The 21,640-nt window shown below is 65.0% G+C and carries 20 protein-coding genes, 1 tRNA gene and 1 pseudogene; 13 read left to right on the top strand and 9 right to left on the bottom strand.

Annotated elements, in window-relative coordinates:
- Positions 1-576: 576 nt before the first annotated feature.
- A pseudogene (locus PARN5_RS23155) lies at positions 577-1,337 on the bottom strand (IS5 family transposase).
- Between the two features lie 153 nt (positions 1,338-1,490).
- Between PARN5_RS23155 and PARN5_RS0102305 the strand changes: the two are divergent.
- From PARN5_RS0102305 to PARN5_RS0102290, 3 genes are all read left to right on the top strand, one after another.
- Positions 1,491-2,690, top strand: coding sequence for an IS256 family transposase (locus PARN5_RS0102305; RefSeq protein WP_017998081.1), 1,200 nt, complete (start codon positions 1,491-1,493; stop codon positions 2,688-2,690).
- 784 nt (positions 2,691-3,474) lie between these two features.
- The gene (locus tag PARN5_RS0102295) at positions 3,475-3,732 is read left to right on the top strand and encodes a type II toxin-antitoxin system ParD family antitoxin (protein ID WP_017998186.1); all 258 of its coding nucleotides are present in this window, start codon (positions 3,475-3,477) and stop codon (positions 3,730-3,732) included.
- Complete coding sequence (locus PARN5_RS0102290) at positions 3,722-4,015, top strand: type II toxin-antitoxin system RelE/ParE family toxin (RefSeq protein WP_017998185.1); 294 nt, start codon at positions 3,722-3,724, stop codon at positions 4,013-4,015. Before PARN5_RS0102295 ends, PARN5_RS0102290 begins: the two co-directional genes overlap by 11 nt.
- 212 nt (positions 4,016-4,227) lie before the next feature.
- On the opposite strand, the gene PARN5_RS0102285 is transcribed toward PARN5_RS0102290, so the two are convergent.
- The 5 genes from PARN5_RS0102285 to PARN5_RS0102265 form a co-directional block, all read right to left on the bottom strand.
- Complete coding sequence (locus PARN5_RS0102285) at positions 4,228-4,794, bottom strand: recombinase family protein (RefSeq protein WP_017998184.1); 567 nt, start codon at positions 4,792-4,794, stop codon at positions 4,228-4,230.
- A 1,208-nt stretch (positions 4,795-6,002) separates the two neighbouring features.
- On the bottom strand, positions 6,003-7,520 hold the full coding sequence (locus tag PARN5_RS21450; protein ID WP_346420634.1) for a DUF6538 domain-containing protein: 1,518 nt from the start codon (positions 7,518-7,520) through the stop codon (positions 6,003-6,005).
- A 406-nt stretch (positions 7,521-7,926) separates the two neighbouring features.
- Positions 7,927-8,772 carry a ParB/RepB/Spo0J family partition protein gene (locus PARN5_RS0102275; RefSeq protein WP_017998182.1) on the bottom strand — a complete coding sequence of 282 codons (846 nt, stop codon included), beginning with the start codon at positions 8,770-8,772 and terminating at the stop codon, positions 7,927-7,929.
- 94 nt (positions 8,773-8,866) lie between these two features.
- Positions 8,867-9,130 (bottom strand): hypothetical protein, encoded by a 264-nt coding sequence (locus tag PARN5_RS0102270; protein ID WP_017998181.1) that lies wholly within the window; start codon positions 9,128-9,130, stop codon positions 8,867-8,869.
- A gap of 697 nt (positions 9,131-9,827) precedes the next feature.
- A complete protein-coding gene (locus PARN5_RS0102265) occupies positions 9,828-10,436 on the bottom strand; it encodes a recombinase family protein (RefSeq protein WP_026155121.1) in 609 nt (202 codons plus the stop codon).
- 168 nt (positions 10,437-10,604) lie between these two features.
- Here PARN5_RS0102265 and PARN5_RS0102260 point away from each other — a divergent pair, with 168 nt between their 5' ends.
- Entirely contained in the window at positions 10,605-10,850 is a 246-nt protein-coding gene (locus tag PARN5_RS0102260; protein WP_017998179.1) for a hypothetical protein, read from the top strand.
- A gap of 95 nt (positions 10,851-10,945) precedes the next feature.
- On the opposite strand, the gene PARN5_RS23150 is transcribed toward PARN5_RS0102260, so the two are convergent.
- A complete protein-coding gene (locus tag PARN5_RS23150; protein WP_157403901.1) occupies positions 10,946-12,595 on the bottom strand; it encodes a site-specific integrase in 1,650 nt (549 codons plus the stop codon).
- 79 nt (positions 12,596-12,674) lie between these two features.
- Positions 12,675-12,749 (bottom strand) — tRNA-Thr (locus PARN5_RS0102250).
- Positions 12,750-12,884: 135 nt separating this feature from the next.
- On the opposite strand from PARN5_RS0102250, the gene PARN5_RS0102245 reads away from it, so the two are divergent.
- From PARN5_RS0102245 to PARN5_RS21440, 7 genes are all read left to right on the top strand, one after another.
- Entirely contained in the window at positions 12,885-13,064 is a 180-nt protein-coding gene (locus PARN5_RS0102245; protein WP_017998177.1) for a hypothetical protein, read from the top strand.
- Positions 13,065-14,348: a UDP-N-acetylglucosamine 1-carboxyvinyltransferase gene (gene murA / locus PARN5_RS0102240; protein ID WP_017998176.1), complete on the top strand. Its 1,284-nt coding sequence runs from the start codon at positions 13,065-13,067 to the stop codon at positions 14,346-14,348.
- Positions 14,341-14,820, top strand: coding sequence for a DUF2948 family protein (locus PARN5_RS0102235; protein ID WP_017998175.1), 480 nt, complete (start codon positions 14,341-14,343; stop codon positions 14,818-14,820). The genes murA and PARN5_RS0102235 overlap by 8 nt, the downstream gene beginning before the upstream one ends.
- 218 nt (positions 14,821-15,038) lie before the next feature.
- The gene (gene hisD, locus PARN5_RS0102230) at positions 15,039-16,349 is read left to right on the top strand and encodes a histidinol dehydrogenase (RefSeq protein WP_017998174.1); all 1,311 of its coding nucleotides are present in this window, start codon (positions 15,039-15,041) and stop codon (positions 16,347-16,349) included.
- Complete coding sequence (locus PARN5_RS0102225) at positions 16,346-16,837, top strand: UPF0262 family protein (protein WP_017998173.1); 492 nt, start codon at positions 16,346-16,348, stop codon at positions 16,835-16,837. Before hisD ends, PARN5_RS0102225 begins: the two co-directional genes overlap by 4 nt.
- 3 nt (positions 16,838-16,840) lie before the next feature.
- Positions 16,841-17,299, top strand: coding sequence for a low molecular weight phosphatase family protein (locus PARN5_RS0102220; protein ID WP_026155119.1), 459 nt, complete (start codon positions 16,841-16,843; stop codon positions 17,297-17,299).
- A gap of 79 nt (positions 17,300-17,378) precedes the next feature.
- Positions 17,379-17,909: a PAS domain-containing protein gene (locus PARN5_RS21440; RefSeq protein WP_081614908.1), complete on the top strand. Its 531-nt coding sequence runs from the start codon at positions 17,379-17,381 to the stop codon at positions 17,907-17,909.
- Positions 17,910-17,940: 31 nt separating this feature from the next.
- On the opposite strand, the gene edd is transcribed toward PARN5_RS21440, so the two are convergent.
- The gene (gene edd / locus PARN5_RS0102210; RefSeq protein WP_017998171.1) at positions 17,941-19,743 is read right to left on the bottom strand and encodes a phosphogluconate dehydratase; all 1,803 of its coding nucleotides are present in this window, start codon (positions 19,741-19,743) and stop codon (positions 17,941-17,943) included.
- A 115-nt stretch (positions 19,744-19,858) separates the two neighbouring features.
- Between edd and PARN5_RS0102205 the strand changes: the two genes are divergently transcribed.
- Complete coding sequence (locus tag PARN5_RS0102205; protein WP_026155118.1) at positions 19,859-21,055, top strand: class I SAM-dependent rRNA methyltransferase; 1,197 nt, start codon at positions 19,859-19,861, stop codon at positions 21,053-21,055.
- A complete protein-coding gene (locus PARN5_RS0102200) occupies positions 21,052-21,639 on the top strand; it encodes a PIN domain-containing protein (RefSeq protein ID WP_017998169.1) in 588 nt (195 codons plus the stop codon). Before PARN5_RS0102205 ends, PARN5_RS0102200 begins: the two co-directional genes overlap by 4 nt.
- Position 21,640: the final 1 nt, after the last annotated feature.

Here is a 21,640-nt window from a genome sequence, read left to right as displayed (position 1 = left end):
ATCGCATTTTGCGAGGCAAGAGATAAAGCTGTTATTTGTCAGTGTGTTATGGCGCGATCGGTCCCAATTTTGGTCTTTGGTTTTTTGACGCAAACCGCTGAAAGTTAATGCGAAAACCACGCACTTTCGCCCGTCTCGGTTGCCTTTGGTCCCTGAGGGCTTGTTTTCTTAAATAATTTCAATCGAGACAGCAGATATATAATCCGCTGCGTCTGACAATTGTTGTTACACTCTCAATTTTCAGTAATTGCAGGGCTGCGGCGCAGTTTGGCACCACAATCCGCCGCCAGAAAATAGGTCAATTGTACTGACCAGAAAGTTTCGCCACCTTGTACTCACCGCTACGCTCAGGAACGGAGACAGGTCGCCGGCTCAGCTTTGGCGGCCGCTAAAAGTTCCAAGGCCCATGCCAGTGGCATTTGAATATCAGCATCCTCTGGAGGAAGCCCAAGAAGAACCGCGCGTTGTGCTTGCGCAATGTGACCAAGGGCACGGCATAGCTGGGCTGCTAGGTCTTGACGGGGGGCTTGCTCGAAGAGGCGCGGCAGCGTGACAGGCTGAGTATCCATTTTTAGGTCATGTTGACAAATGGCGGAGCCAGAGGCGGATCGACGTGATGTCGATGAAGCCCAGGAAGCTTTCGGCGGTCTTGTCGTAGCGGGTGGCGACGCGACGGGCATTGTTGAGCTTGTTGAAGCACCGCTCAACGAGATTGCGCAGGCGGTAGAGCCTGCGGTCAACGGCGACCCGTAGCTTCCGGGTTTTGCGCATGGGGATGACCGGCACCACGTCGCGCACCTCCATGGTCTTGCGGATGTTGTCGGAGTCGTAGCCGCGGTCTGCGAGCAGAACGCTTGGCTCGGGCAGGTTGTCAGCCATGACCAGATCGAAGCCGAGGTAGTCCGATGTCTGCCCGGCCGTGATCTCGGTTCTCATGGGCAGGCCTGCCGCATTGACCCGCAGATGGATCTTGGTCGTGAAGCCACCTCGCGAGCGGCCGAAACCTTGGCGCGGAGTCCCCCTTTTGCGCCCGCTGCCTGATGATGAGCGCGAACCACGGTGCTGTCGATCATCTGCAGCGCATCCGGCACGATCCGGCTCTCGTTCAGCGCCTCCAGGATCTGTTCCCACAGCCCCGCCAACGTCCAGCGCCGGAACTGCCGATAGACAGACGACCATTTGCCGAACTCTTCCGGCAGGTCGCGCCAGGGCGACCCCGTTCGGGCGATCCAGAAAATCCCATCCAGAACAAGCCGATGGTTCGTGGGCTTGCGGCCGTTCGGAGAACGGACAGCCAGGATGAAGCGTTCAAAGAACGCCCACTCGTCGTTCGACATCAGGTTTCGTGCCACGCTGGTCTCCATTGCAGATACCAGCTTGAATCACGATGCTGTCCCTGAGCGTGGTGTAGGTTCTGGGTGAGGTGGTCACCGGCGATGTTCGGTTAAGGTCTGGTTGCTTACGCCAACCCAGAACCGAGAGGACCACCGATGACCACCGACATGATGAACTTCCGCGACCTTGTGGAGAAGGCCCCTGATGCGGACCTGCTGCGCGAGATGATCGGCTTTGCGGCCGAACGGCTGATGGAGCTGGAGGTCGGCGCTGTGACGGGCGCGGCCTATGGCGAGAAGGACCCTGCACGGCGGGCGCAGCGCAACGGCTACCGCGACAGGGACTGGGAGACGCGCGCCGGGACGGTCGAACTGCGTATTCCGAAGCTTCGGAAGGGCAGCTACTTTCCGGGCTTTCTCGAGCCCCGGCGGATGGCCGAGAAGGCGCTAACGGCGGTCATCCAGGAGGCCTACGTTCAGGGTATCTCGACGCGGTCCGTGGACGATCTGGTCAAGGCCATGGGCATGTCGGGGATCAGCAAGAGCCAAGTCTCGCGGCTCTGCGAAGAGATCGACGGCAAGGTGAAGGCGTTTCTGAACCGCCCCCTCGAAGGTGACTGGCCCTATCTCTGGATCGACGCCACCTACCTCAAGGTCCGTCGAGGCGGGCGGATCGTCTCGGTCGCCGTCATCATCGCCATCGGCGTCAACACCGATGGGCGGCGCGAGGTTCTTGGTCTCGAGATCGGCACATCCGAGGCCGAGCCGATCTGGACGGAGTTCCTTCGCAAGCTGACCCGCCGCGGACTGCGCGGGGTGAAGCTCGTCATCAGCGATGCCCACGAAGGCATCAAGGCCGCGGTCTCGAAGGTGCTCAGCGCCACCTGGCAGCGCTGTCGCGTCCACTTCCAGCGCAATGCCCTGGCGCATGCCGGGAAGAGCGGGCGGCGCGTCGTCTCGGCCTTCATCGCCACCGCCTTCGCCCAAGACACCGCCAAGGCCGCCAGCACCCAGTGGCGCGCCGTGGCCGACCAGATCAGGCCCAAGGTGCCGAAGCTGGCCACCCTCATGGATGACGCGGAGCATGACGTCCTGGCCTACATGTCCTTCCCCAAGGAACACCGGGCCAAGCTGCACTCGACCAACCCGATCGAAAGGCTGAACGGCGAGATCAAGCGCCGCACCGACGTCGTCGGAATATTCCCGAATGACGACGCCATCGTCCGCCTCGTCGGGGCTCTGCTCCTCGAACAGAACGATGAATGGACCGTTCAGCGCACCCGCTACATGACGCTGGAAACCATCGCGTCAATGGGCGATGATCCCGTCATCAGCCTGCCCGCAGCGGCATCCTGATCAAGCAGGCCAGCGCCGAACCTAACGGTGACGATCAGCGCCAGCTACACCACTCCGTGGGACAGCATCTGAATCACGATCACCGCGCCCGGTGAATCCCTTTTGTCAACACGCCCTAATCTCCTGGTGTGTCCCAGGTGAAAAAAGCTGGCGCCGGCGGCGTTGTAAACTATTAAGTTTTTGATAATTAATGATTTATTACCCTATAGGGCGAGGAGTGCGGACGGTGCTACGTCTAAGCATATGAAGTAACGGCTTTGCCGTGTGCCCTACAGGGCGCCACATTGCTATCATCACGTTTCTGTGATGAACTTTCGCCCGTCTTCCTGACCCCTCCACCGCCCCCGCAGGACCCTTCATGCGCCCCACGCTCCCCCTTTGGCCTCATCCTAGGCTCTCCTACGGGGTGCGGCGCGGTGCTGGTGTCGGGCTCAAGCTGCCAACTTGCGGGCGCCAGACAGGGGCAACGGCCTAGGCGCGGCTCTTCAACATCCCTCAGCATCTTGCGGGGCCGGCTGTGCTGTATCAGCCTGTGGCAATCGAATGGTGGCGGGGCAAAGGGGGCGGGAATGATGGAACTATGTGCGCGGCTTTGGGCTGGCCTCCTGTTCTCTCCGTTCTCCCTAGAGATCTGGATAGGTGAAGAGGAGGACGGGAGAGACCTCTGACCACCTCAGGCGGATCTCGGATCAGGCACCCCCTGACCTGTCGCCTACCAAAAGTTGCCCCCTAATACATATTGGTATAACCTCGCCAGAGTACCGACGCAGGAGACCTCAGAAGGATGCCCCGCAATACCTCCGTCACGCTTGGCGAACACTTCACGGGCTTCATAGCCGAGCAAGTTCAGGCAGGCCGCTACGGTTCTGCAAGCGATGTCGTGCGGGCGGGGCTAAGGCTCTTGGAGGAGCATGAGGCGCGGGTGAAGGCGCTGCGGGATGCGCTGATCGCGGGGGAGGCGTCGGGGGAGCCTAGACCCTTCGACAGCGAAGCATTCCTTGCCCGGATGAACCGGACCCATGCGGCCCGGAATGACGGGTAAGCCCTACAGGCTCTCTCCGCTGGCCGAACAGGATCTTGAGGGCATCTGGTTGTACACCTTCGAGCGGTGGAACGCGGCGCAGGCAGATGCCTATCTGCGCAGCATCATGGGAGCTTTCGAGGAGCTCGCCTCGGGGAACCGCAGAGGGCAACCTGTCGAGGCCCGGAAAGGATACCTGAAAGCGTTCGTGGGGTCGCATGTGGTCTATTTCCGGGACCAGGACCGGCACCTGGACGTGATCCGGGTTCTTCACCAAAAGCAGGATGCAACGCGGCACCTTTGAGGCTCTGAGAGGTGGCTTGGACGGGCTCTCTTGGGGGCGGCTAGGGCTTGGCCGGGGATGCCGGAAAGGGCGCCAGAAGGGGTCTTGAAGGTGCGGGAAAGGGGTTTGTCGGGGTGCTGTTGGGGTACTGAGGTGGCTGCAAACAGATAGGCCAGGGCAGAAGCGGAGGGCTTCGGCATATATGGCAGCATTGCTGACCTATTGAAACACCCTCACTCCACCCCGCCGGCACCATTCAGCACCCGATACACACTCGCGCGGCCGATCCCGAGGCGCTTGGCGATCTCAGTCCCGCCGATGCCCTCCCTGCGCAGCCTCAGCACCTCCTCTGCCTTCGCCTGTGCGGTCGGCTTGCGGCCCTTGTACTTCCCTTCGGCCTTGGCCTTGGCGATGCCCTCGCGTTGCCGTTCCAGCATGATCTCCCGTTCAAACTCGGCCACGCCGCCCAGGATGGTGAGCATGAGCTTTCCGGTCGGGGTGGCGGTATCAATGCCCATGGAGAGAATGCGCAGGGCCACGCCCTGATCCTCAAGCTGGGCAGTGAGGGCCATCAGGTGGGCCACAGAGCGGGCCAGACGGTCCAGCTTGGTGACGACAAGGGTGTCCCCAGGGCGGGCATGGGAAAGGGCTTCGCTGAGCTTCTCCCGCCGTGCCAAGTCCACGGAGGAGACCTCCTCTTGGAAGATCCGACTGCACCCTGCCTCGGCAAGGTCGCGGGTCTGGGCTTCAAGGCCGGCCTTCTGGTCGAGGGTCGAGGTGCGGGCATAGCCGATGAGCATGGCGGGGCTCCAAGGTGTCTCAATGGGTTCTTAGATGTTAATGCTGGATCTGTCTCAAAATGTCAACTGCATTCTTATGAGACAATCCGAAGGTGCTGAGCCGGGTTAACTGAGACGCCTCGTTAGACCAAGCCCCATTGAGACGCACGGCGCGGATGAAGGGGATGGGCGGCGGGCAGCCAGGCGCGGGCAGGAGCCATTCTGTGGGCGCCCAGGCGATGCGCGGGAGCCATGACCGCGCGGGGGCACGGGGGGTGCGCGTGGGTTCAATCCTGTCGAGGCGGGACCTCGGATTTTTCCGTCAAATATCCTGAGACCCCTTGATGGGGCCGAGGCGCAGCCGAGGTCCTGTCAAGGGGTGGTCAAGGATCCACATGACATTGAACAGCATGAAGAGGTTCCTGGGAGGGAGGGGGTCGGTGGGAGGTCTCCCTGAGGAACCCTTCCACATCACATCGAACAGCCTTACGATACACCCTATAAGTATCTTTAGGGGAACCCTGTGCTATAGTGAGGGGTAATTAGCTGATCCCCTCCTACCCCCCTCCATCCTCCCTAGTGAACCCTTAGGTGCTCCTCATGTCCCCCTCATGGTTCACCCTCTCCCTCAGTCCTCCCCGTAGTACTCCTGATACAGCCTCTCCAGTCCAGCCTTGTCAGGATGCTTATGCACCCACTGGCCTGTGTTGGGATCGAAGTGCTTGGCGAAGAACTCATCCAGCGTCTTGTTCCCTGTCGGGATGGCTGAACCCTTGGATGTCCTATAGGGTGCCCTAATTCATGGGAGCCAATCAGGCTGGGCTATAGAGCAACCTAATCAGCCTGTCGGGGCCATACGGGAAGGAAACCCTGGGCTCGGCCTGATCTCTGGTTGAACCGCGTGTCTGTCCTATAGGACGGGGTAATTGCTCCGCCCCGGATACCCTCTCCGGCCTGCACTGGTGAGCCGTACAGGGCGATGAGAGGGTTTCAGGCACCAGCCCAGCCAAGAACCGAAGATGCCGCTCTACGGGGCTCTCTGGGGCTCCTGTGGCCTGCACGTTGTTACCGCCTTCCCCCTGCTGAACCCTGGCCGGACCTATAGCAGGCCCTAACTGCGACAGCCCCGCAGCGCCACGGAGAGGGCCGTACAGGGGCGTGAAGGATCTCGGCTAGGGTGGGGTAAGGGGAAGCGAAGGGGGCGCTGGAGGAGGTGCTGAGAGGCTCTGTCATGCGTCATAATCAGGCAGCTTGCAGACCTCACGATAGAGGGCCGCGACCTCCCATTCGCCATATCCGCCCGATGCACGGGGATTGGCATGGCCTTGCAGATGATCGGCCCATTCCCCGTCTATGCCCACCCGGCGGCAAACCGTCTTCATGCGGTGCCGCCAAGCGTGGTTCGGCTGCAATGCAGGATCGGTGATCTTGGCATGTTCGCGTACCCAGCCCGCCAGCCTGCCTCCCGTGCCTTTGGCTGACTTGCCAGCGACGTGAAACACGGGGCCACGGGGCAGGGCCTTCATCTCCTCAACCAGCCCATCGCGGACAAGCTGGGGGTGCAGGGGGACAATCCTGTGCTGACCTGTTTTCACGGCACCGGCATCCGGGGTGATGCACAGGCATGGGATGCCGTCCACGGTCAGAAGGTCCTCCCGTCTGATCTGGGTAATCTCATTCACCCGCGCACCTGTATGGGCGCAGATCCACGGCACCCATCGGTAGGCCCTGCGCATGTGATCGGCCATCCTTTCGGAAATGCCTGCCCCTCGTCGCGCGGCTGCAAGGATCTGCCTTGCCTCTTGATCGGTGAATCCTTTGTCCCGCGTAGTCTGCCGCTTGGGGATCTTGACCTTGAGGCCCTCGGTGGGGTCGGGGAGACCCATGGCGCGGCTCTTGGCGAAGCTGAACATGAGGCGGACGGCTGCAAGGTATTTCTGGCCGATGGTCTTGCCGCTAAGTTTCTTTTCGTCCCTCAGGTAGTCCAGCCATCGCACAATGTCCGCCGGCCTTATGTCGGGGATACGCTCATGTTTGAGGAAGGCCCGCAGCTCTTCGACCTTATGGCGGAAGTCACGAATGGTTTTCTCAGGCTTGCCATCCGCCCGCGCCTGCTTCTCCCATTCAGCGAAGAGGCCCGAGAGGGACGCTCCGGGCTTTCGTCGGGGTGCCTGCGGAGGGGGCGAAGGGACCACCACAGAGGCAGGGAATCGGTTCTCGTGGGGGTCTGGCCCATAGTCTCCTTCCGCCCGCCGGGAGAGCGTCTCCGTGGCCCTCGTGACGGTATCGTGCAGGTGATCCAGAAGGCGGCGGTAGCTGAACTCGTCGGGGACAAGTCCGTGCCTCAGCAAGAGCCCGTCTGCGGTGAGGCCGTACCAGTCTGCCAAGGCTTGCTGTCGCTCCTCCCCTTCCAAGCCGGAAAGCCTTTTGTTGATCTCGGAAATTCCCGTCCAGACTCCCGCCGGTCCTGGCTCGGCCGTGAGCGACTGCACCCATTCCCTGTAAAACTCCCCGCAAAGCGCCGTAATGGTCTGTAGGGGGATCGGCTGGGGGCCCTTGCGGAGAGCTTCCCAGTGGGCAAGGTGCTTTGCCATCTCGGCCGCAAAGAGCCGTTTCGCCTCCGCCTCCTCATTGGTTTGGAGCGAATAGGACAATTCCCTCCGTCCTACGCTGTCCACCAGATCGGCAGGAACACGGACACGAAAGTAGAAGGGGGCACCGGGCTTGCGCTGAGTTGGACGGGGCATTTTCAAGACCATGTGTGTGTGACCCCTGTGTGTAAGTCGGGCCACTCCAAGTCTCTGATAAAGCGTATCTTCTTGGGATCTTGCAAGAAAAAATGGTGCTGTGAGAGAGGATTGAATTCCCCAAACTTCCGCACTATCCCTTGTTTTTGCTGGATTATTTTCCGTCCTGCATCCTGCGTGTGTACCAGTTCTGTGCGCCTGGTCAAGATGCCGATATCGGCGCGGGCGCTGGGTGGGGGCGCCGGGGGAAGCTGTCTGAAAGCCTCCCCCAAGAACTGGCCTCTTGGATTTCCTGCTGTGGGCCTTCTGGTCAGCCCAAAGCCCCGTCCGCGATAGGCCAGACTGTCGATCCACAAGCGGGCTTGCCTATGCAATTTGCACATCCATGAATTGCACAGGTGCGGGGTCAGAACTCGGGTTCCGGCTCGGGTCCGATGCGGCGTTGCGGGTCGCCTTCAATGCCCGTCACCGGGGCATCTTCATCCCCATCTCTGCCTCCGAGCCACTCCACAAGCCCCCCGGCCCGCGCTCCAAGGACACGGCCAATCGCCTCATAGAACAGCCATGACGCCTCTTCCGGGGCATGACCCACGGCCTTGCGAATGGCCTGTGCCATCTTCTCAATCTCGGCTTCCTGTTTGCGCATGACCTCCTCCTCGTCAATTTCTTCGGGTGGTCCGTTGCGGTCCTTCATGTCCCGCTGCCAATCCCCGGACGGTTCCTGACCCTCGGGCCACGCCTTCCATCTGGCCCGCATGGTCGCCACGGTCCTTGCGGAAGTGGCACAGGCTCTGGCGATCTGGGCCTTGGACAGGCTGTAGGGTGCCGCCCCGCCCGGCTCTGCATCCAGCCTGACCACCGCCCAAGCAGCATTGGTGGCCTGCCATCGGGTCAGCGGCAAGGTTGCCTTGGTGTTTCTTGCTGCGGCCCGCATCAGTGCCTCGGCCTTGCTGCCTTGGACCACCTCGGCCAGAACCTTGGCGGGCCTCCGTTTCTCTGCCTGCAATGCTGCAAGGCGGTGCCGCCCGTCCAGAAGGACGAACTTCCCGGTCGGCATCCCATTCTCGCCCATCTCTTGCCAGACCAGCAGGGGACCGAACTTGTCGCCTCTGCGGATCGCCTGCCGCAATTCGTGGACGTGCTGCGGGGACAGATAGCCCCTGACATCCAGGTCAGCCCCGCCGATGATCTCGGACAGGGCAATGCTCGTCGCCCCAGCGGCACGGGCCGGGGTCTTGGTGGTGGTGTCCATAGTTATTCCTGGGTTTGTTCCATGCGGCACCGCCCGGCTACCTCCTGGGCAACCGGGGCTGTGATCCGCTGATGTGTCTGCCGGGTTGCTGGGCCTATCCGGCGAGGGTCTCGGCCATCTCGTTCAGTTCCTTGACCAGATGCGTCAGGCCCCGCAGCGCGGTATGGGTGCGTTCATCCGCCAGTTCCCGCAGCGTCTCGGCAGTTTCCTTCCGGCCCGCTACCTCCTGCATCCATGCCTCGCTGTGCAGGGCTTGGGCAGTTTCGACCTGAGCCACCATCTGCGCAGCCAGGTCGGCCAAGTCGCATACGGAATAGGTGATCAGGTCCGTGTCCGTGCTGGTGCTTGTCATTTTCATTTGTCAACTTCCTTTCAATCTAGGCCCGGAAAAACCGTCTGATTTTGTCCAATAGGGGGTGGTAAATCGGACGTTATGAAGCTGGAATTATTTTATAATTTTCCCTTATGAACCGTGCTGGTCGCCCGCTGCAATCGACAAGGGGACCGCCCGCGCGATCCCCTCTGGTGCCTTGCTGAATGTCTGGGGGTGCTGCCACCAGCCTTGGCTTCACCACCCCCGGATCAGGAACTTCCGAGAGATTGAGAAATAGACGCAGCCCAGCCAAACCTCCCACGACCCAGCTTCGCGCAACGTCGCCAGTCGCGGCCCCTCGTGCCGAGACCATCTGGATGCCCTGAGATAGGCGTCAAAGAAACCAGCGTTCACATAGAACCAGCGCATATAATCCTCGCATCTGATGGGTTGTTCATCGCGCTGTTGATGCCGTCCGCAGGGGCTATCTGTCAATAACTATTTGAAAACATTGAATTAGTCACATAAGTGGGAACATCTCGCCCCCGCCATTCCCCGATAGATCAGCAGCTTGTCGCCCAGCCATGAGCGGATGCGCCCGTATGTGGGAACGGTGTCACCTGCCACGCTGTCCACTTCCCGAAACGCCAGAAGGACCACCCGAAGCGATCCCATGGTGCCTTGCTGGTGCCGGTCAAAACCCATTATCCCATGACAGGCACCCGGGCTGGCATCCTTGCTGTCAACCATCCTTCGCCAGTCTCGCCAGCGTAGACCGCGAACAGCCTGTGGCGCTGATGATGCTGGACCAGCTTTGCCCACCCCTCAGCATGTCCTTGATCGCCGCGTTCCGCTTCTCATCCGCAGGGCGCCCGCGATAGACACCACTGGCCTTGGCCTTCTCGATGCCCTGCTGCTGCCGCCTGCGCCGGTCCTCGTAATCCTTGCGGGCAATCGCTGCCAGCATGTCCAGCATCATCCCGTTAATGGCATCCAGCATCCTTGCGGTGAACTCATCCGCCCCGGTCTGGATCAGCTGGTGAGACGTGGGCAGGTCCAGCGCCACCACCCGAACCCGCTTGGCGGTGATCTGGGCCTTGAGCCTGTTCCAATCCTCTGCGTTCAGCCGGCTTAGCCGGTCCACCTGCTCCACCAGCAACACGTCCCCCGGCTCACAGTCGGCCAGCAGCCGGAACAGTTCAGGGCGATCCAGCTTGGCCCCGCTTTCATTCTCGACATAGCGGGCCGCAATCCGCAGGCCCTTCTCTGCGGCAAAGCGTTCGAGGTCGGCACGGGCGCGGTCTGCGTCCTGGTCCTTGGTGGATGCCCGAAGGTAAGCGCGGATGAACACGGGAGACTCCATCGGTTCGGTTAGGATGGTTCTCATACTACTGGTTCGCTATGGGTTGTCAAATCGTATTTATCGGACCACCCCACAAACGGTTCTCTTGAGGTATACCCTGCGGGACAGGTGGTCTTGCTGTGTAGGGTTTGCTAAGCAGGCTGAAAGGAAGCGGAGTTGCATGTGTTCTTTATTCATCTTGCCCAAGCTGTTGCTTGGATTGGTTTCGTCCTCGGCTCCATGCGTGTTGTCATGGGTTTCGCTCTGGCCGAGTTCCCGGAACTTTGGAGCCGTTACTTGGGAAACGGCACCTCTGGGGAAGTCATCGACAAGGGCATTTTGACGGTCCTCGTTGCCATAGGGTTCGGGGTGCTTGCCCAGATAGGTTCATCCGTGGCGAAGATGACCGCCAGCCGAGACTGAACACGCCACGGTGCCCCCCATTTACCCAGCGCCCGGTCTCGGCCCCTCATAAGCGAGCCGCAGGGGCCACCCGGGGGAAGCTGCGGAATTCCTTATTATGATTTGCCGTCACGGATTTTCTTCTGAAACATCCGGGGGTGCTTCCCATCCTGCCCATCCCCGCCGATCCTGTAGAACGGGAGCTTGCAGATTTCCCGGTGCTTGGCCTTCGCCTTCCGGTCGCCGTAGTTCTCCGCAGCCCTCGCGTTGGCATGGCCCTGGATCGCATCGGCCCATTCCTGCGCTATGTCGTGGTCGTGGCAAAGCGTCTTGAACCTGTGTCGCCATGCGTGGTTCGGCTGCAAGTCCTTGTCGGAAACCTTCGCGTGTTCCTTGACCCACCAGCCAATCCGCCCGCTGGTGCCCTGCGGGCCTGTCCCCGGGGCATAGAAGATGGGGCCGGGGGGCAGGGTCTCGACCATCTCAAGCAGGCCCTCTTGGACAAGCTGGGGGTGCAGGGGCACGGTGCGGAACTGCTTGGTCTTGACCGAGCCAGCCTCTGGCGTGATCCTGATGCATGGGATGCCGTCGATGGTCTGGAAGTCTTCCCGCCTAAGCTGGACAATCTCCGTCACCCTTGCCCCGGTATGGGCGCATATCCACGGCACCCAGCGGATTGCCCGCTTGGTGTGGTCGGCCCACCTGTCCGAGATGCCTGCGCCGGCCTTGGCCGCTGCCAGCACCTTCCGGGCCTCGTCATCGGTATAGCCCTTTTCCCGGTTCACCACGCGCTTGGCGGTCTCGACCACGATACCGTCTGTCGGATCATTCAGGCCCATTGCCCGAGACTTGGCATAGCTGAACATGCGCTTGGCCACCGCCAGATACTTCTGCCCGATGGTCTTGCCGGTCAGCCCCCGGTCGTCCCGCAGGTGGTCGGTCCATGTCACGATGTCCTGCGGGGTTATGTCCCCGATCCGGTCATGGCCGATGAAGGCAATGAGGCTGTCCAGCTTCTGCCGGAAGTCCCGGATGGTCTTGTCCACAACGCCCTTGGTCCTGGCGTCCTTCTCCCACGCCTCGAACAGGTCGGTCAGGGTCGGGCCGGTGGCCTTGTCTGGCGCAACCGCGCTGGGCTTGCCTGTGCTGGTCGCCCCATCCTCGAAAGCCGGGAACCTGTCCGCCTTGGCATCCGGGGACCAATCCCCCGAGCCTCGCCGCACCTGCTGTTCTCCGAACTGGACAAAGGCCCGGTGCATGGATTGCAGCAGCCTTGCCCGGCTGTCGTCATCCACCGCCAGCCCTCGGCCCATCAGCAGCCGGTCGGCATCCTCGCCGTGCATCCGTTCCAGCCCGGCGGGGTCGGGTTCCTGAACGGCTGTCAGCCCCGCATCCCATTCCTTCGGGCTGCCGGGCTCATTGCCGTGCTGGCTGGTGAGGTCGCGGTAGTAGTCCCCCGCAATGGCCTCTGTCTGCCGCTGGGTGAGTCGCACAGGCCCGTCCTCGGCTGTCTGCTGGATCACCCGCAGATGTTCTTGCAGGGCGGCAGAGGCGTCCCTGTATCGTTCCTTGGCTGTGGCAATGTCCTTGGTTCGCAGGGACAGCTTGACGTGCTGGCCCAGCTTCACCCGACAGGGTTGGCCGACCAGCGTGACCACCGCTGTTCGGCCTTTGGCTGCATCCAGCAGCCGCGTGGCGATGCGTTCGCGCAGGTAGTAGATTCCCGACTCGGGATGCTTCCAAGGAGACGCCATTCTCAAGCCCATGTGTACCAGCCCTGTGTACCAGTAGGGCAGTCCAGGCCCCTGAATAATCAGGATATTCCAGCAAATCAACGGGATAAGATGGTGCTGTGAGAGAGGATTGAACTCTCGACCTCTCCCTTACCAAGGGAGTGCTCTACCACTGAGCTACCACAGCATCGTGGGCGGGGCTTTAGACCGAACCACCGGGTAGGCGCAAGGGGGGATTTCCAAAAAATCGCGCTGCGCCGACCGGCGCCGCCCTTTGCGCCGCCGCTGGACGCAAGCGGGCAAGGACGCTAACAGGGTGGGCATGACCAAACCACCCCGCGACCCCCGGAGCGACACGCGCGAGGCGCGGCTGAAGGCCGCGCTGCGGGCCAATCTGGCGCGGCGCAAGGCGCAGGGCCGCGCGCGGGCCGAGGCGGATTCGCAAGACGAGCAGCATGGGCAACAGACGCCGGATCAGGGCGCGCCCGGGAACGAGGAATAGATGGACCAGATCATTGTAAGGGGTAACGGGCCGCTCAAGGGCGAGATTCCCATCGCCGGCGCCAAGAACGCCTGCCTGACGCTGATGCCCGCGACGCTGTTGACCGACCAGCCGCTGACGCTGACCAATGCGCCGCGGCTCTCGGACATCCGCACCATGACCGCGCTGCTGCAATCGCTCGGAGCCGAGGTGGCCAGCCTGCAGGATGGCGAGGTGCTGGCGCTCTCGAGCCATGACCTGAACAACCACACCGCCGATTACGATATCGTGCGCAAGATGCGGGCCTCGATCCTGGTGCTGGGGCCGATGCTGGCGCGCGACGGTCATGCGGTCGTGTCGCTGCCCGGCGGCTGCGCCATCGGCGCGCGGCCGGTGGACCTGCACCTGAAGGCGCTCGAGGCGATGGGGGCGGAGCTCGACCTGCGCGAGGGCTATGTCCATGCCAAGGCGCCCGCGGGCGGGCTCAGGGGCGCGGTCATCGACTTCCCGCTGGTTTCGGTCGGCGCGACCGAGAATGCGCTGATGGCCGCGACGCTGGCGCGCGGCACCACGGTCATCAACAATGCCGCGCGCGAGCCCGAGATCGTCGACCTGGCCGAATGCCTGCGCCGCATGGGCGCGCAGATCGAGGGCGAGGGCACCTCGACCATCACCGTCGAGGGCGTGCAGGCGTTGCGCGGCGCCACCCATCCCGTGGTCACCGACCGGATCGAGCTTGGCACCTATATGCTCGCCCCGGCGATCTGCGGCGGCGAGGTCGAATGCCTCGGCGGCCGCATCGACCTTGTCGCGGCCTTCTGCGAAAAGCTCGACGCCGCCGGCATCGACGTGGTCGAGACCGAGCGCGGCCTCAAGGTCTCGCGCAAGAACGGCCGGGTGCGGGCGGTGGATGTGGTGACCGAGCCCTTCCCGGGCTTCCCGACCGACCTGCAGGCGCAGATGATGGCGCTCTTGTGCACGGCCGAGGGCACCTCGGTGCTGGAGGAGAAGATCTTCGAGAACCGCTTCATGCACGCCCCCGAGCTGACCCGCATGGGCGCCCGGATCGAGGTCCACGGCGGCCATGCCACCGTCCACGGCGTCGAGAAGCTGCGCGGCGCCCCGGTGATGGCGACCGACCTGCGTGCCTCGGTCAGCCTGATCCTGGCCGGGCTGGCGGCCGAGGGCGAGACCATCGTCAGCCGGGTCTACCACCTGGATCGCGGCTACGAGAAGGTCGTGCGCAAGCTGCGCGGCGTCGGCGCCCAGATCGAACGCATCAAGGAGGGGACGGCCGATGGCTGACGCGAGTTTCCAGGACGCCGATCCGGCGCCGCTGGCGTTGATGGCGAGCGATGCCGAGGATCTGGTGATCATCGCGACGCTGGCGCAGGACGCGATCCTGCCGGTGACCGAGATCGCCTATGATGCCCGCCACCGCCAGTTGGCGCTGCTGCTCAACCGCTTCCGCTGGGAGGATGCCGAGGCCGCCCGCCGCGAGAGCCGCCCCTATGAGCGGGTGCGCGCGGTGCTGCTGATCGGCGATGTGCAGCGGGTGCAGAGCGACGGCATCGACCGCAAGGATCGCGACCTGATCCTGGAGCTGCTGACGCTGCAATGGCTGCCGGGCCAGGACGGCGCCGGCCGGCTGCTGCTGGAATTCGCCGGCGATGGCACGCTGGCCGTGGATGCCGAATGCCTGAATGTCGAGCTGCGCGACGTGACGCGGCCCTACCTCGCGCCCTCGGGCAAGCTGCCGCGGCATCCGGATAGCTGAGCGTCCGCGCACAATGGCCTGCGGCTGCGCCTGTGGCACGGTTGCGATGGGTATTTGAAGAACGAAGAAGCGCAGGTCGCGTCCTGCTTCTTTGCTCCCAAAATACCCGATCCCGGCCGGGCAAGCTGGGATGGACGGGGCGGTTCAGGCGGCAGCATAGCCGCTTGAGCCCCATGGCGGCAGTCGCTAACAAGGGCGGGTCATTGAAGGCCCGAACCATGCCCATCCATCTTTCGACCGCCCAGCCCGATTTCGCCGAACGCTTCGCAGCGCTCCTGTCGATGAAGCGCGAGGATGCGGCGGATGTGAACGAGGCCGTGGCTGCGATCATCGCCGATGTGCGGGCGCGCGGCGACGCGGCGCTGGTCGACCTGACCACGCGCTTCGACCGGCTTTCCCTGACGCCGGAGACGCTGGCCTTCAGCGCCGGTGAGATCGCTGCCGAGACCGCGCGTGTCTCGGCCGAGGATCGCGCGGCGCTGGTCATGGCGGCGAACCGCATCCGCGCCTATCACGCCCGGCAGATGCCCGAGGACATGCGCTGGACCGACCCCGAGGGCGCGAGCCTGGGTTGGCGCTGGACGCCGGTCTCGGCGGCGGGGCTTTACGTTCCGGGCGGGCAGGCGAGCTATCCCTCGTCGGTGCTGATGAACGCGATTCCGGCGCGGGTGGCGGGGGTCGAGCGGCTGGTGATCTGCGTGCCGACGCCCGACGGCGTGGTCAATCCGTTGGTGCTGCTGGCCGCCGAACTGGCCGGCGTCGACGAGGTCTATCGCATCGGCGGTGCCCAGGCCGTCGCCGCCATGGCCTATGGCACCGCAACCATCCGGCCGGTGGACAAGATCACCGGCCCCGGCAATGCCTATGTCGCGGCGGCCAAGCGGCACGTTTTCGGCCGCGTCGGCATCGACATGATCGCCGGCCCCTCCGAGGTGCTGATCATCGCCGAAGGCGCGCAGAACCCGGAATGGCTGGCCTTGGACTTGCTGGCCCAGGCCGAGCATGACGCCGATGCCCAGTCGATCCTGATCACGCCCGACGCAGATCTGGCCCGCGCCGTGGTGGCGGAGGTCGAGCGCCTGCTGCCGATGCTGCCGCGCGCCGCCGTTGCCGGCGCCAGCTGGCGCGACTATGGCACGGTGATCGTGACCCGCGACCTTGCCGAGGCGGCGGCGCTGTCCGACCGGCTCGCGCCCGAGCATCTGGAGCTTTGCGTCGACGACCCCGAGGCGCTGGCCGGCCAGATCTGCCATGCCGGCGCCATTTTCCTGGGCGGCTGGACGCCGGAAGCGGTGGGCGATTACGTCAGCGGGCCGAATCACGTGCTGCCGACGGCGCGCTCGGCGCGGTTCTCTTCGGGCCTGTCGGTGATGGATTTTCTCAAGCGCACCACCATCGCCCGGCTGACCCCCGAGGCGCTGGCCGCCATCGGCCCGGCGGCGGTCAGGCTGGCCGAATCGGAAGGGTTGGGCGCGCATGGCCGGTCGGTCTCGGCCCGGCTTGCGGCATTGAACGGGGGGAATGGATGAGCCAGGCCAGCACCGACCGCATCTGCCGGATCGAGATCGACGACAGCGCCCTGCCGCCGCCGACCCCGGGCATGGAGCAGGACCGCCGCGTCGCCGTCTTCGACCTGCTCGAGGACAACAGCTTCGTGCTGCCGGGCCGCGAGGGCGCGCCGGTGCCGCAGGGCCCCTATGCCTTGGCGCTGGCGGTGCGCGAAAAGCGCCTGGTCTTCGACATCGCGACCGAGGCCGGCGACCGACTGGCCGAGTTCCACCTGTCGCTGGGTCCGTTCCGCCAGACCGTGAAGGACTATTTCCAGATCTGCGCCAGCTATTTCGACGCGGTCAAGCGCCTGCCGCCGGCGCAGATCGAGGCGATCGACATGGCGCGGCGCGGCATCCACAACGAGGGCGCCCGCACCTTGCAAGAGCGGCTGGAGGGCAAGGCGCAGATCGACATCGACACCGCCCGCCGCCTGTTCACCCTGATCTGCGCCCTGATCCCGGAGTGATTCGTGGCCGGACCGATTCCCCATTCGGTGCTTTTCTGCTGTGATCACAACGCGATTCGCTCGCCCATGGCCGAGGGAATGATGAAGAAGTTCTACGGCCGCGCCGCCTATGTGCAATCGGCCGGGGTCAAGAACGACATGGAGATCGACGGCTTCGCCATCGCCGTCTGCGACGAGATCGGGGTCGAGCTGTCGCGCCACCGCGCGCGGTCCTTCGAAGAGATGCAGGCCTGGGGCGACGACCTGGGCAGCTTCGACCTGATCGTGGCGCTGTCGCCGGCCAGCCAGAGGCAAGCCCTTGAATTGACGCGGGTTGCGCATCTGGATGTCGAGTATTGGCCGATCATGGATCCCAGCGGCCTGGCCGAGGGGCGCGAGGCCAAGCTGGCGCTTTACCGCGGCGTGCGCGACCAGATCCGCAGCCGGATGCTCGAGCGTTTCGGCCCTCCGATCGAAGCCTGAGGAAAAAAATCGCCGCCGCTAAGGGATTGTTAGCCTCTTGGCGCCATGCTGGCGGAAATTCCTGCATGAGGCTTTTCGCATGTCCCAAGTCCAGCGGCTGCACCACGATGTCGAATGGGCGATGCGCGCCATCTGCACGCATCGCGCGGTGCTGATCCTCGATCTTGCCGGGCGGATCCTGGCGGTGAACCAGTGCTGCCTCGGCATGTGCGGCTATCAGCGCGACGAGTTGATCGGTCGGCCGGTGGTCATGCTGCTGGACGATGCGGAAAAGGCGCCCGAACGGTTGCGCCAGATGCTGCAAGGCGGCGAGGGCGGAGAGGCGCGGCTTCACGGCCTGGCACAGGTGGCGAAATCGGGGCGCCGCTTCCGTGTCGATGCGCGGATCTGCCGGATCCGGGACGAAGACGGGCAGATCTGCCTCAATGTGCTGTTCCTCAGCGAATCGGCGGGCGAGCAGGAGCCGCTGCGCGCCCTGCTGCCGCGGATGCTGCCCGCGACTGGTCAGGTCATCCGCCTGCCGGGCCGGGGGCTCGAAAATCCATGGGCGCGGCCGTTGCCATGGGCGCCGCCCGCGCCGGAAAGCTGCGCCCGGCGCTGCGACGGCTAGCGGCCCGCGCCTGATGCGTTTGCCGGTCCTGTCAGACCACCACCGCCGCGCCTTCGGTCGCGGGGCCGACATGGGCGCGGAAGGCGGCGAAAAGCTCGCGCCCCAGCCCTTCGGCGCTGCGCGACGGATCGTGCTGGACGGCGGGGCGGTCCAGGAAATCCGGCTCGAGACAGGTCAGCGTGCCCTCGACCGCGTCCAGCCGCAGCAGGTCGCCGTCGCGCAGCCGGGCCAGCGGACCGCCATCCGTCGCCTCGGGCGAGATATGGATCGCCGCCGGCACCTTGCCCGAGGCGCCCGACATGCGGCCATCGGTGACCAGCGCCACCCGCAGCCCGCGATCCTGCAGAACGGCGAGCGTCGGGGTCAGCGAATGCAGTTCCGGCATGCCATTGGCCTTGGGGCCCTGGAAGCGCACGACGACGATGGTGTCCTGGGTGAACTCTCCGCGCTTGAAGGCGGCTTTCACGTCCTCCTGGTCGGAAAACACCCGGGCCGGGGCCTCGATGACATGACGCTCGGGCGCGACGGCCGAGACCTTGATGACGCCGCGGCCCAGGTTGCCCGACAGTTGCTTCAGCCCGCCGGTCGGCGCGAAGGGATCGGAGGCCGGGCGCAGGATGCGGTCATTCAGGCTGTCCCGCGCGCCCTCGACCCATTCGACGCGGCCGTCCCGTAGCTTCGGCTCGCTGGCATATTGCTCGAGCCCGCCGCCGGTGATGGTCTTGACGTCGGGATGCAGCAGCCCGGCCTCCAGCAACTGACCGATCATGAAGCCGAGGCCCCCCGCGGCATGGAAATGGTTCACGTCGGCCAGCCCGTTGGGATAGACCCGGGCCATCAGCGGCACGGTCTCGGACAGGTCGTGGAAATCCTCGAGGTCCAGGATCACCCCCGCCGCCCGCGCCATCGCCGGCAGGTGCAGCACCAGGTTGGTCGAGCCGCCGGTCGCCATCAGCCCGACGATGCCGTTGACGAAGGCGCGCTCGTCCAGCACCTCGCCCGCCGGCAGGTAGTCGTTGCCCAGGCGCGTGATCGCGGCCGCGCGCGCGACGGCGGCGCCGGTCAGCGCCTCGCGCAGCGGCGTGTTCGGGTTCACGAAGCTCGACCCCGGCAGGTGCAGGCCCATGAACTCCATCAGCATCTGGTTGGTGTTCGCGGTGCCGTAGAAGGTGCAGGTGCCCGGTGCGTGATAGCTGGCCATCTCGGCCGCCATCAGCGCCTCGCGCCCGACCTCGCCGGTGGCGAATTGCTGGCGGACCTTGGATTTCTCGTCGTTGGGCAGGCCCGAGGGCATCGGCCCGGCCGGGACAAAGACCGCCGGGATATGGCCGAAGGTGCCGGCGGCGATGATGAGCCCGGGCACGATCTTGTCGCAGACGCCCAGATAGAGTGCCGCGTCGAAGACGTCATGCGTCAGCGCCACGCCCGAGGCCAGCGCGATCACGTCGCGGGAAAACAGCGACAGCTCCATCCCCGGCCGGCCTTGCGTGACCCCGTCGCACATCGCCGGCACCCCGCCCGCGACCTGCGCCGTGGCGCCTGCGGCATGGGCCGCCTGCCGGATCAGGTCGGGGTAACGCTCATAGGGCTGATGCGCCGAGAGCATGTCGTTATAGGCGGTGACGATGCCGATGTTCGGCTTGCGGCTGGTCGCCAGGTCGTCCTTGTCGGGCATGGCGGCATAGGCATGGGCCTGGTTGCCGCAGGACAGATGCGCCCGGCGCGGGCCTTCCTCGGCGGCGCGGGCGATCTTGGCCAGATAGGCGCTTCGGCTGCTGGCCGAGCGGGCACGGATGCGGTCGGTCACCCGGTCGATGGTGGCGTGCAGGGTCATGGCTGGCTTCTCCTTCGCGCGCAGGGTATCATGTTAGCGGTAACAGCGCAACCGGCCGGCTCTTGCCCGCAGACGCGCATCGTGGCAATCCTGCCGCGTTTTGCACGAGGCCGCCATGACCGCCGATCTGCCCATCATCCGATTGCGCCCCAAGTCCAAGCCGCAGGCGATCCGCCACGGCTTCCCTTGGGTCTTTGCCGACGAGCTGGTCGTGGACCGCCGCACCCGGGCCATCGCGCCGGGCAGCTTCGCGGCGCTCGAGGATGCCGAGCGCCGGCCGATGGGCGTGGTCACGGTCAATGCCGAATCGAAGATCATCGCCCGGATGATGGACCCCGACCCGCAGGCGGTGATCGACAGCGGCTGGATCGCGGCGCGGCTGACCCGGGCGCTGGAACTGCGCGAGCGGCTGTTCGACGCGCCCTTCTATCGCCTGGTCCATGCCGAGGCCGACGGCCTGCCCGGCACCATCATCGACCGCTTCGGCGATGCCGCGGTGATCCAGCCCAATGCCGCCTGGGCCGAGCGCATGGTCGAGGAGATCGCCGCGGCGCTGCGCGCGGTCACCGGCGTCTCGACGGTGATCCTGAACGGGCAGGGCCGCGCCCGGGGTCTCGAGGGGCTGCCCGAGCGCATGGAGGTGCTGTCGGGCGGCGTTCCGGGCCCGGTCGAGGTGCCGATGAACGGCGCGATCTATCTTGCCGACCTGATGGGCGGGCAGAAGACCGGGCTGTTCTATGACCAGCGGCCGAACCACGCCTTTGCGCAGCGCCTCGCCAAGGGCGCGCGGGTGCTGGACGTGTTCTCGCATGTCGGCGGCTTCGGGCTGGCGGCACTGGCGGCGGGGGCCGGGCAGGCGACCTGCATCGACGGCTCGGCCGCGGCGCTGGAGCTGGCGCGGGGCGGGGCGCGGGCGATGGGCGCCGAATCGCGGCTGACGACGCGGCAGGGCGACGCCTTCGACCAGATGGAGGCGCTGGCGGCCGAGGGCGCGCGCTTCGACTTGGTGATCTGCGACCCGCCGGCCTTTGCGCCCTCGAAGCCGGCGCTGGAGGCGGGCCTGCGCGCCTATGAGCGGGTGGCGAAGCTGGCTGCGCCGCTGGTGGCGCCGGGCGGTTATCTGGGGCTGTGTTCGTGCAGCCACGCCGCCGACCTGACCGCCTTCCGCAACGCCTCGGCGCGGGGCATCGGGCGCGGCGGGCGGCGGATGCAGCTTCTGCACACCGGCCAGGCCGGCCCCGACCATCCGGTGCTGCCGCAACTGGCCGAAAGCGGCTATCTCAAGGCGCTGTTCTTCCGGCTGGACGGATGAAGGCCGTCCTGGACGCCTGCGTCCTGTTTCCGACCGTGCTGCGCGAGATCCTGGTCGATGCGGCGGGTGCCGGGCTTTATGCCCCGGTCTGGTCGCGGCGCATCCTGGACGAATGGCGCCATGCCGCCGACCGGCAGGGGCTGGCGGCCGGGGTCGAGATCGCGCTGCTGGAATCGCGCCTGCCGCAAGCACTGGTCGCCCCGTCGGGCGGCGCCGAGGGGCTGGACCTGCCCGATCCCGCCGACCGCCATGTCGTCGAGGCGGCGCTGGCGGCCGGCGCCCTCAGCATCGTCACCGCCAATCTGCGCGATTTTCCGCGCGGTGCGCTGGCGGCGGTCGGGTTGACGGCCGTCCATCCCGACGAATTCCTGCGCGATCTCTACCTGCGCGCGCCCGATGCCATTGCCGCCGCCGTCGCCGCGACCGAGGCGCGCGCCCTGGCCGCGGGCGGCGCGCTGACCCGCAAGGAACTGCTGCGCCGCGCCCGCCTGCCGCGCCTGGCCAAGGCGATGGCGCGGCATGAGGATTTCGACACCCGGCCGGCCGGTCCGGCCGCGGGCCAGGCCGGGCTGGAACAGGACTGAA

This window comes from Paracoccus sp. N5 (assembly GCF_000371965.1).
Taxonomy (GTDB): Bacteria; Pseudomonadota; Alphaproteobacteria; order Rhodobacterales; family Rhodobacteraceae; genus Paracoccus.
This window is presented reverse-complemented; position numbering and strand designations above follow the sequence as displayed.

Bases quoted from the DNA above. Each gene is read 5' to 3' on its own strand.
- PARN5_RS0102305 (WP_017998081.1), top strand. From the start codon at position 1,491: ATGACCACCGACATGATGAACTTCCGCGACCTTGTGGAGAAGGCCCCT.
- PARN5_RS0102295 (WP_017998186.1), top strand. From the start codon at position 3,475: ATGCCCCGCAATACCTCCGTCACGCTTGGCGAACACTTCACGGGCTTC.
- PARN5_RS0102290 (WP_017998185.1), top strand. From the start codon at position 3,722: ATGACGGGTAAGCCCTACAGGCTCTCTCCGCTGGCCGAACAGGATCTT.
- PARN5_RS0102285 (WP_017998184.1), bottom strand. From the start codon at position 4,794: ATGCTCATCGGCTATGCCCGCACCTCGACCCTCGACCAGAAGGCCGGC.
- PARN5_RS21450 (WP_346420634.1), bottom strand. From the start codon at position 7,520: ATGCCCCGTCCAACTCAGCGCAAGCCCGGTGCCCCCTTCTACTTTCGT.
- PARN5_RS0102275 (WP_017998182.1), bottom strand. From the start codon at position 8,772: ATGGACACCACCACCAAGACCCCGGCCCGTGCCGCTGGGGCGACGAGC.
- PARN5_RS0102270 (WP_017998181.1), bottom strand. From the start codon at position 9,130: ATGAAAATGACAAGCACCAGCACGGACACGGACCTGATCACCTATTCC.
- PARN5_RS23150 (WP_157403901.1), bottom strand. From the start codon at position 12,595: ATGGGCTTGAGAATGGCGTCTCCTTGGAAGCATCCCGAGTCGGGAATC.
- PARN5_RS0102245 (WP_017998177.1), top strand. From the start codon at position 12,885: ATGACCAAACCACCCCGCGACCCCCGGAGCGACACGCGCGAGGCGCGG.
- murA (WP_017998176.1), top strand. From the start codon at position 13,065: ATGGACCAGATCATTGTAAGGGGTAACGGGCCGCTCAAGGGCGAGATT.
- PARN5_RS0102235 (WP_017998175.1), top strand. From the start codon at position 14,341: ATGGCTGACGCGAGTTTCCAGGACGCCGATCCGGCGCCGCTGGCGTTG.
- hisD (WP_017998174.1), top strand. From the start codon at position 15,039: ATGCCCATCCATCTTTCGACCGCCCAGCCCGATTTCGCCGAACGCTTC.
- PARN5_RS0102225 (WP_017998173.1), top strand. From the start codon at position 16,346: ATGAGCCAGGCCAGCACCGACCGCATCTGCCGGATCGAGATCGACGAC.
- PARN5_RS21440 (WP_081614908.1), top strand. From the start codon at position 17,379: ATGTCCCAAGTCCAGCGGCTGCACCACGATGTCGAATGGGCGATGCGC.
- edd (WP_017998171.1), bottom strand. From the start codon at position 19,743: ATGACCCTGCACGCCACCATCGACCGGGTGACCGACCGCATCCGTGCC.
- PARN5_RS0102205 (WP_026155118.1), top strand. From the start codon at position 19,859: ATGACCGCCGATCTGCCCATCATCCGATTGCGCCCCAAGTCCAAGCCG.
- PARN5_RS0102200 (WP_017998169.1), top strand. From the start codon at position 21,052: ATGAAGGCCGTCCTGGACGCCTGCGTCCTGTTTCCGACCGTGCTGCGC.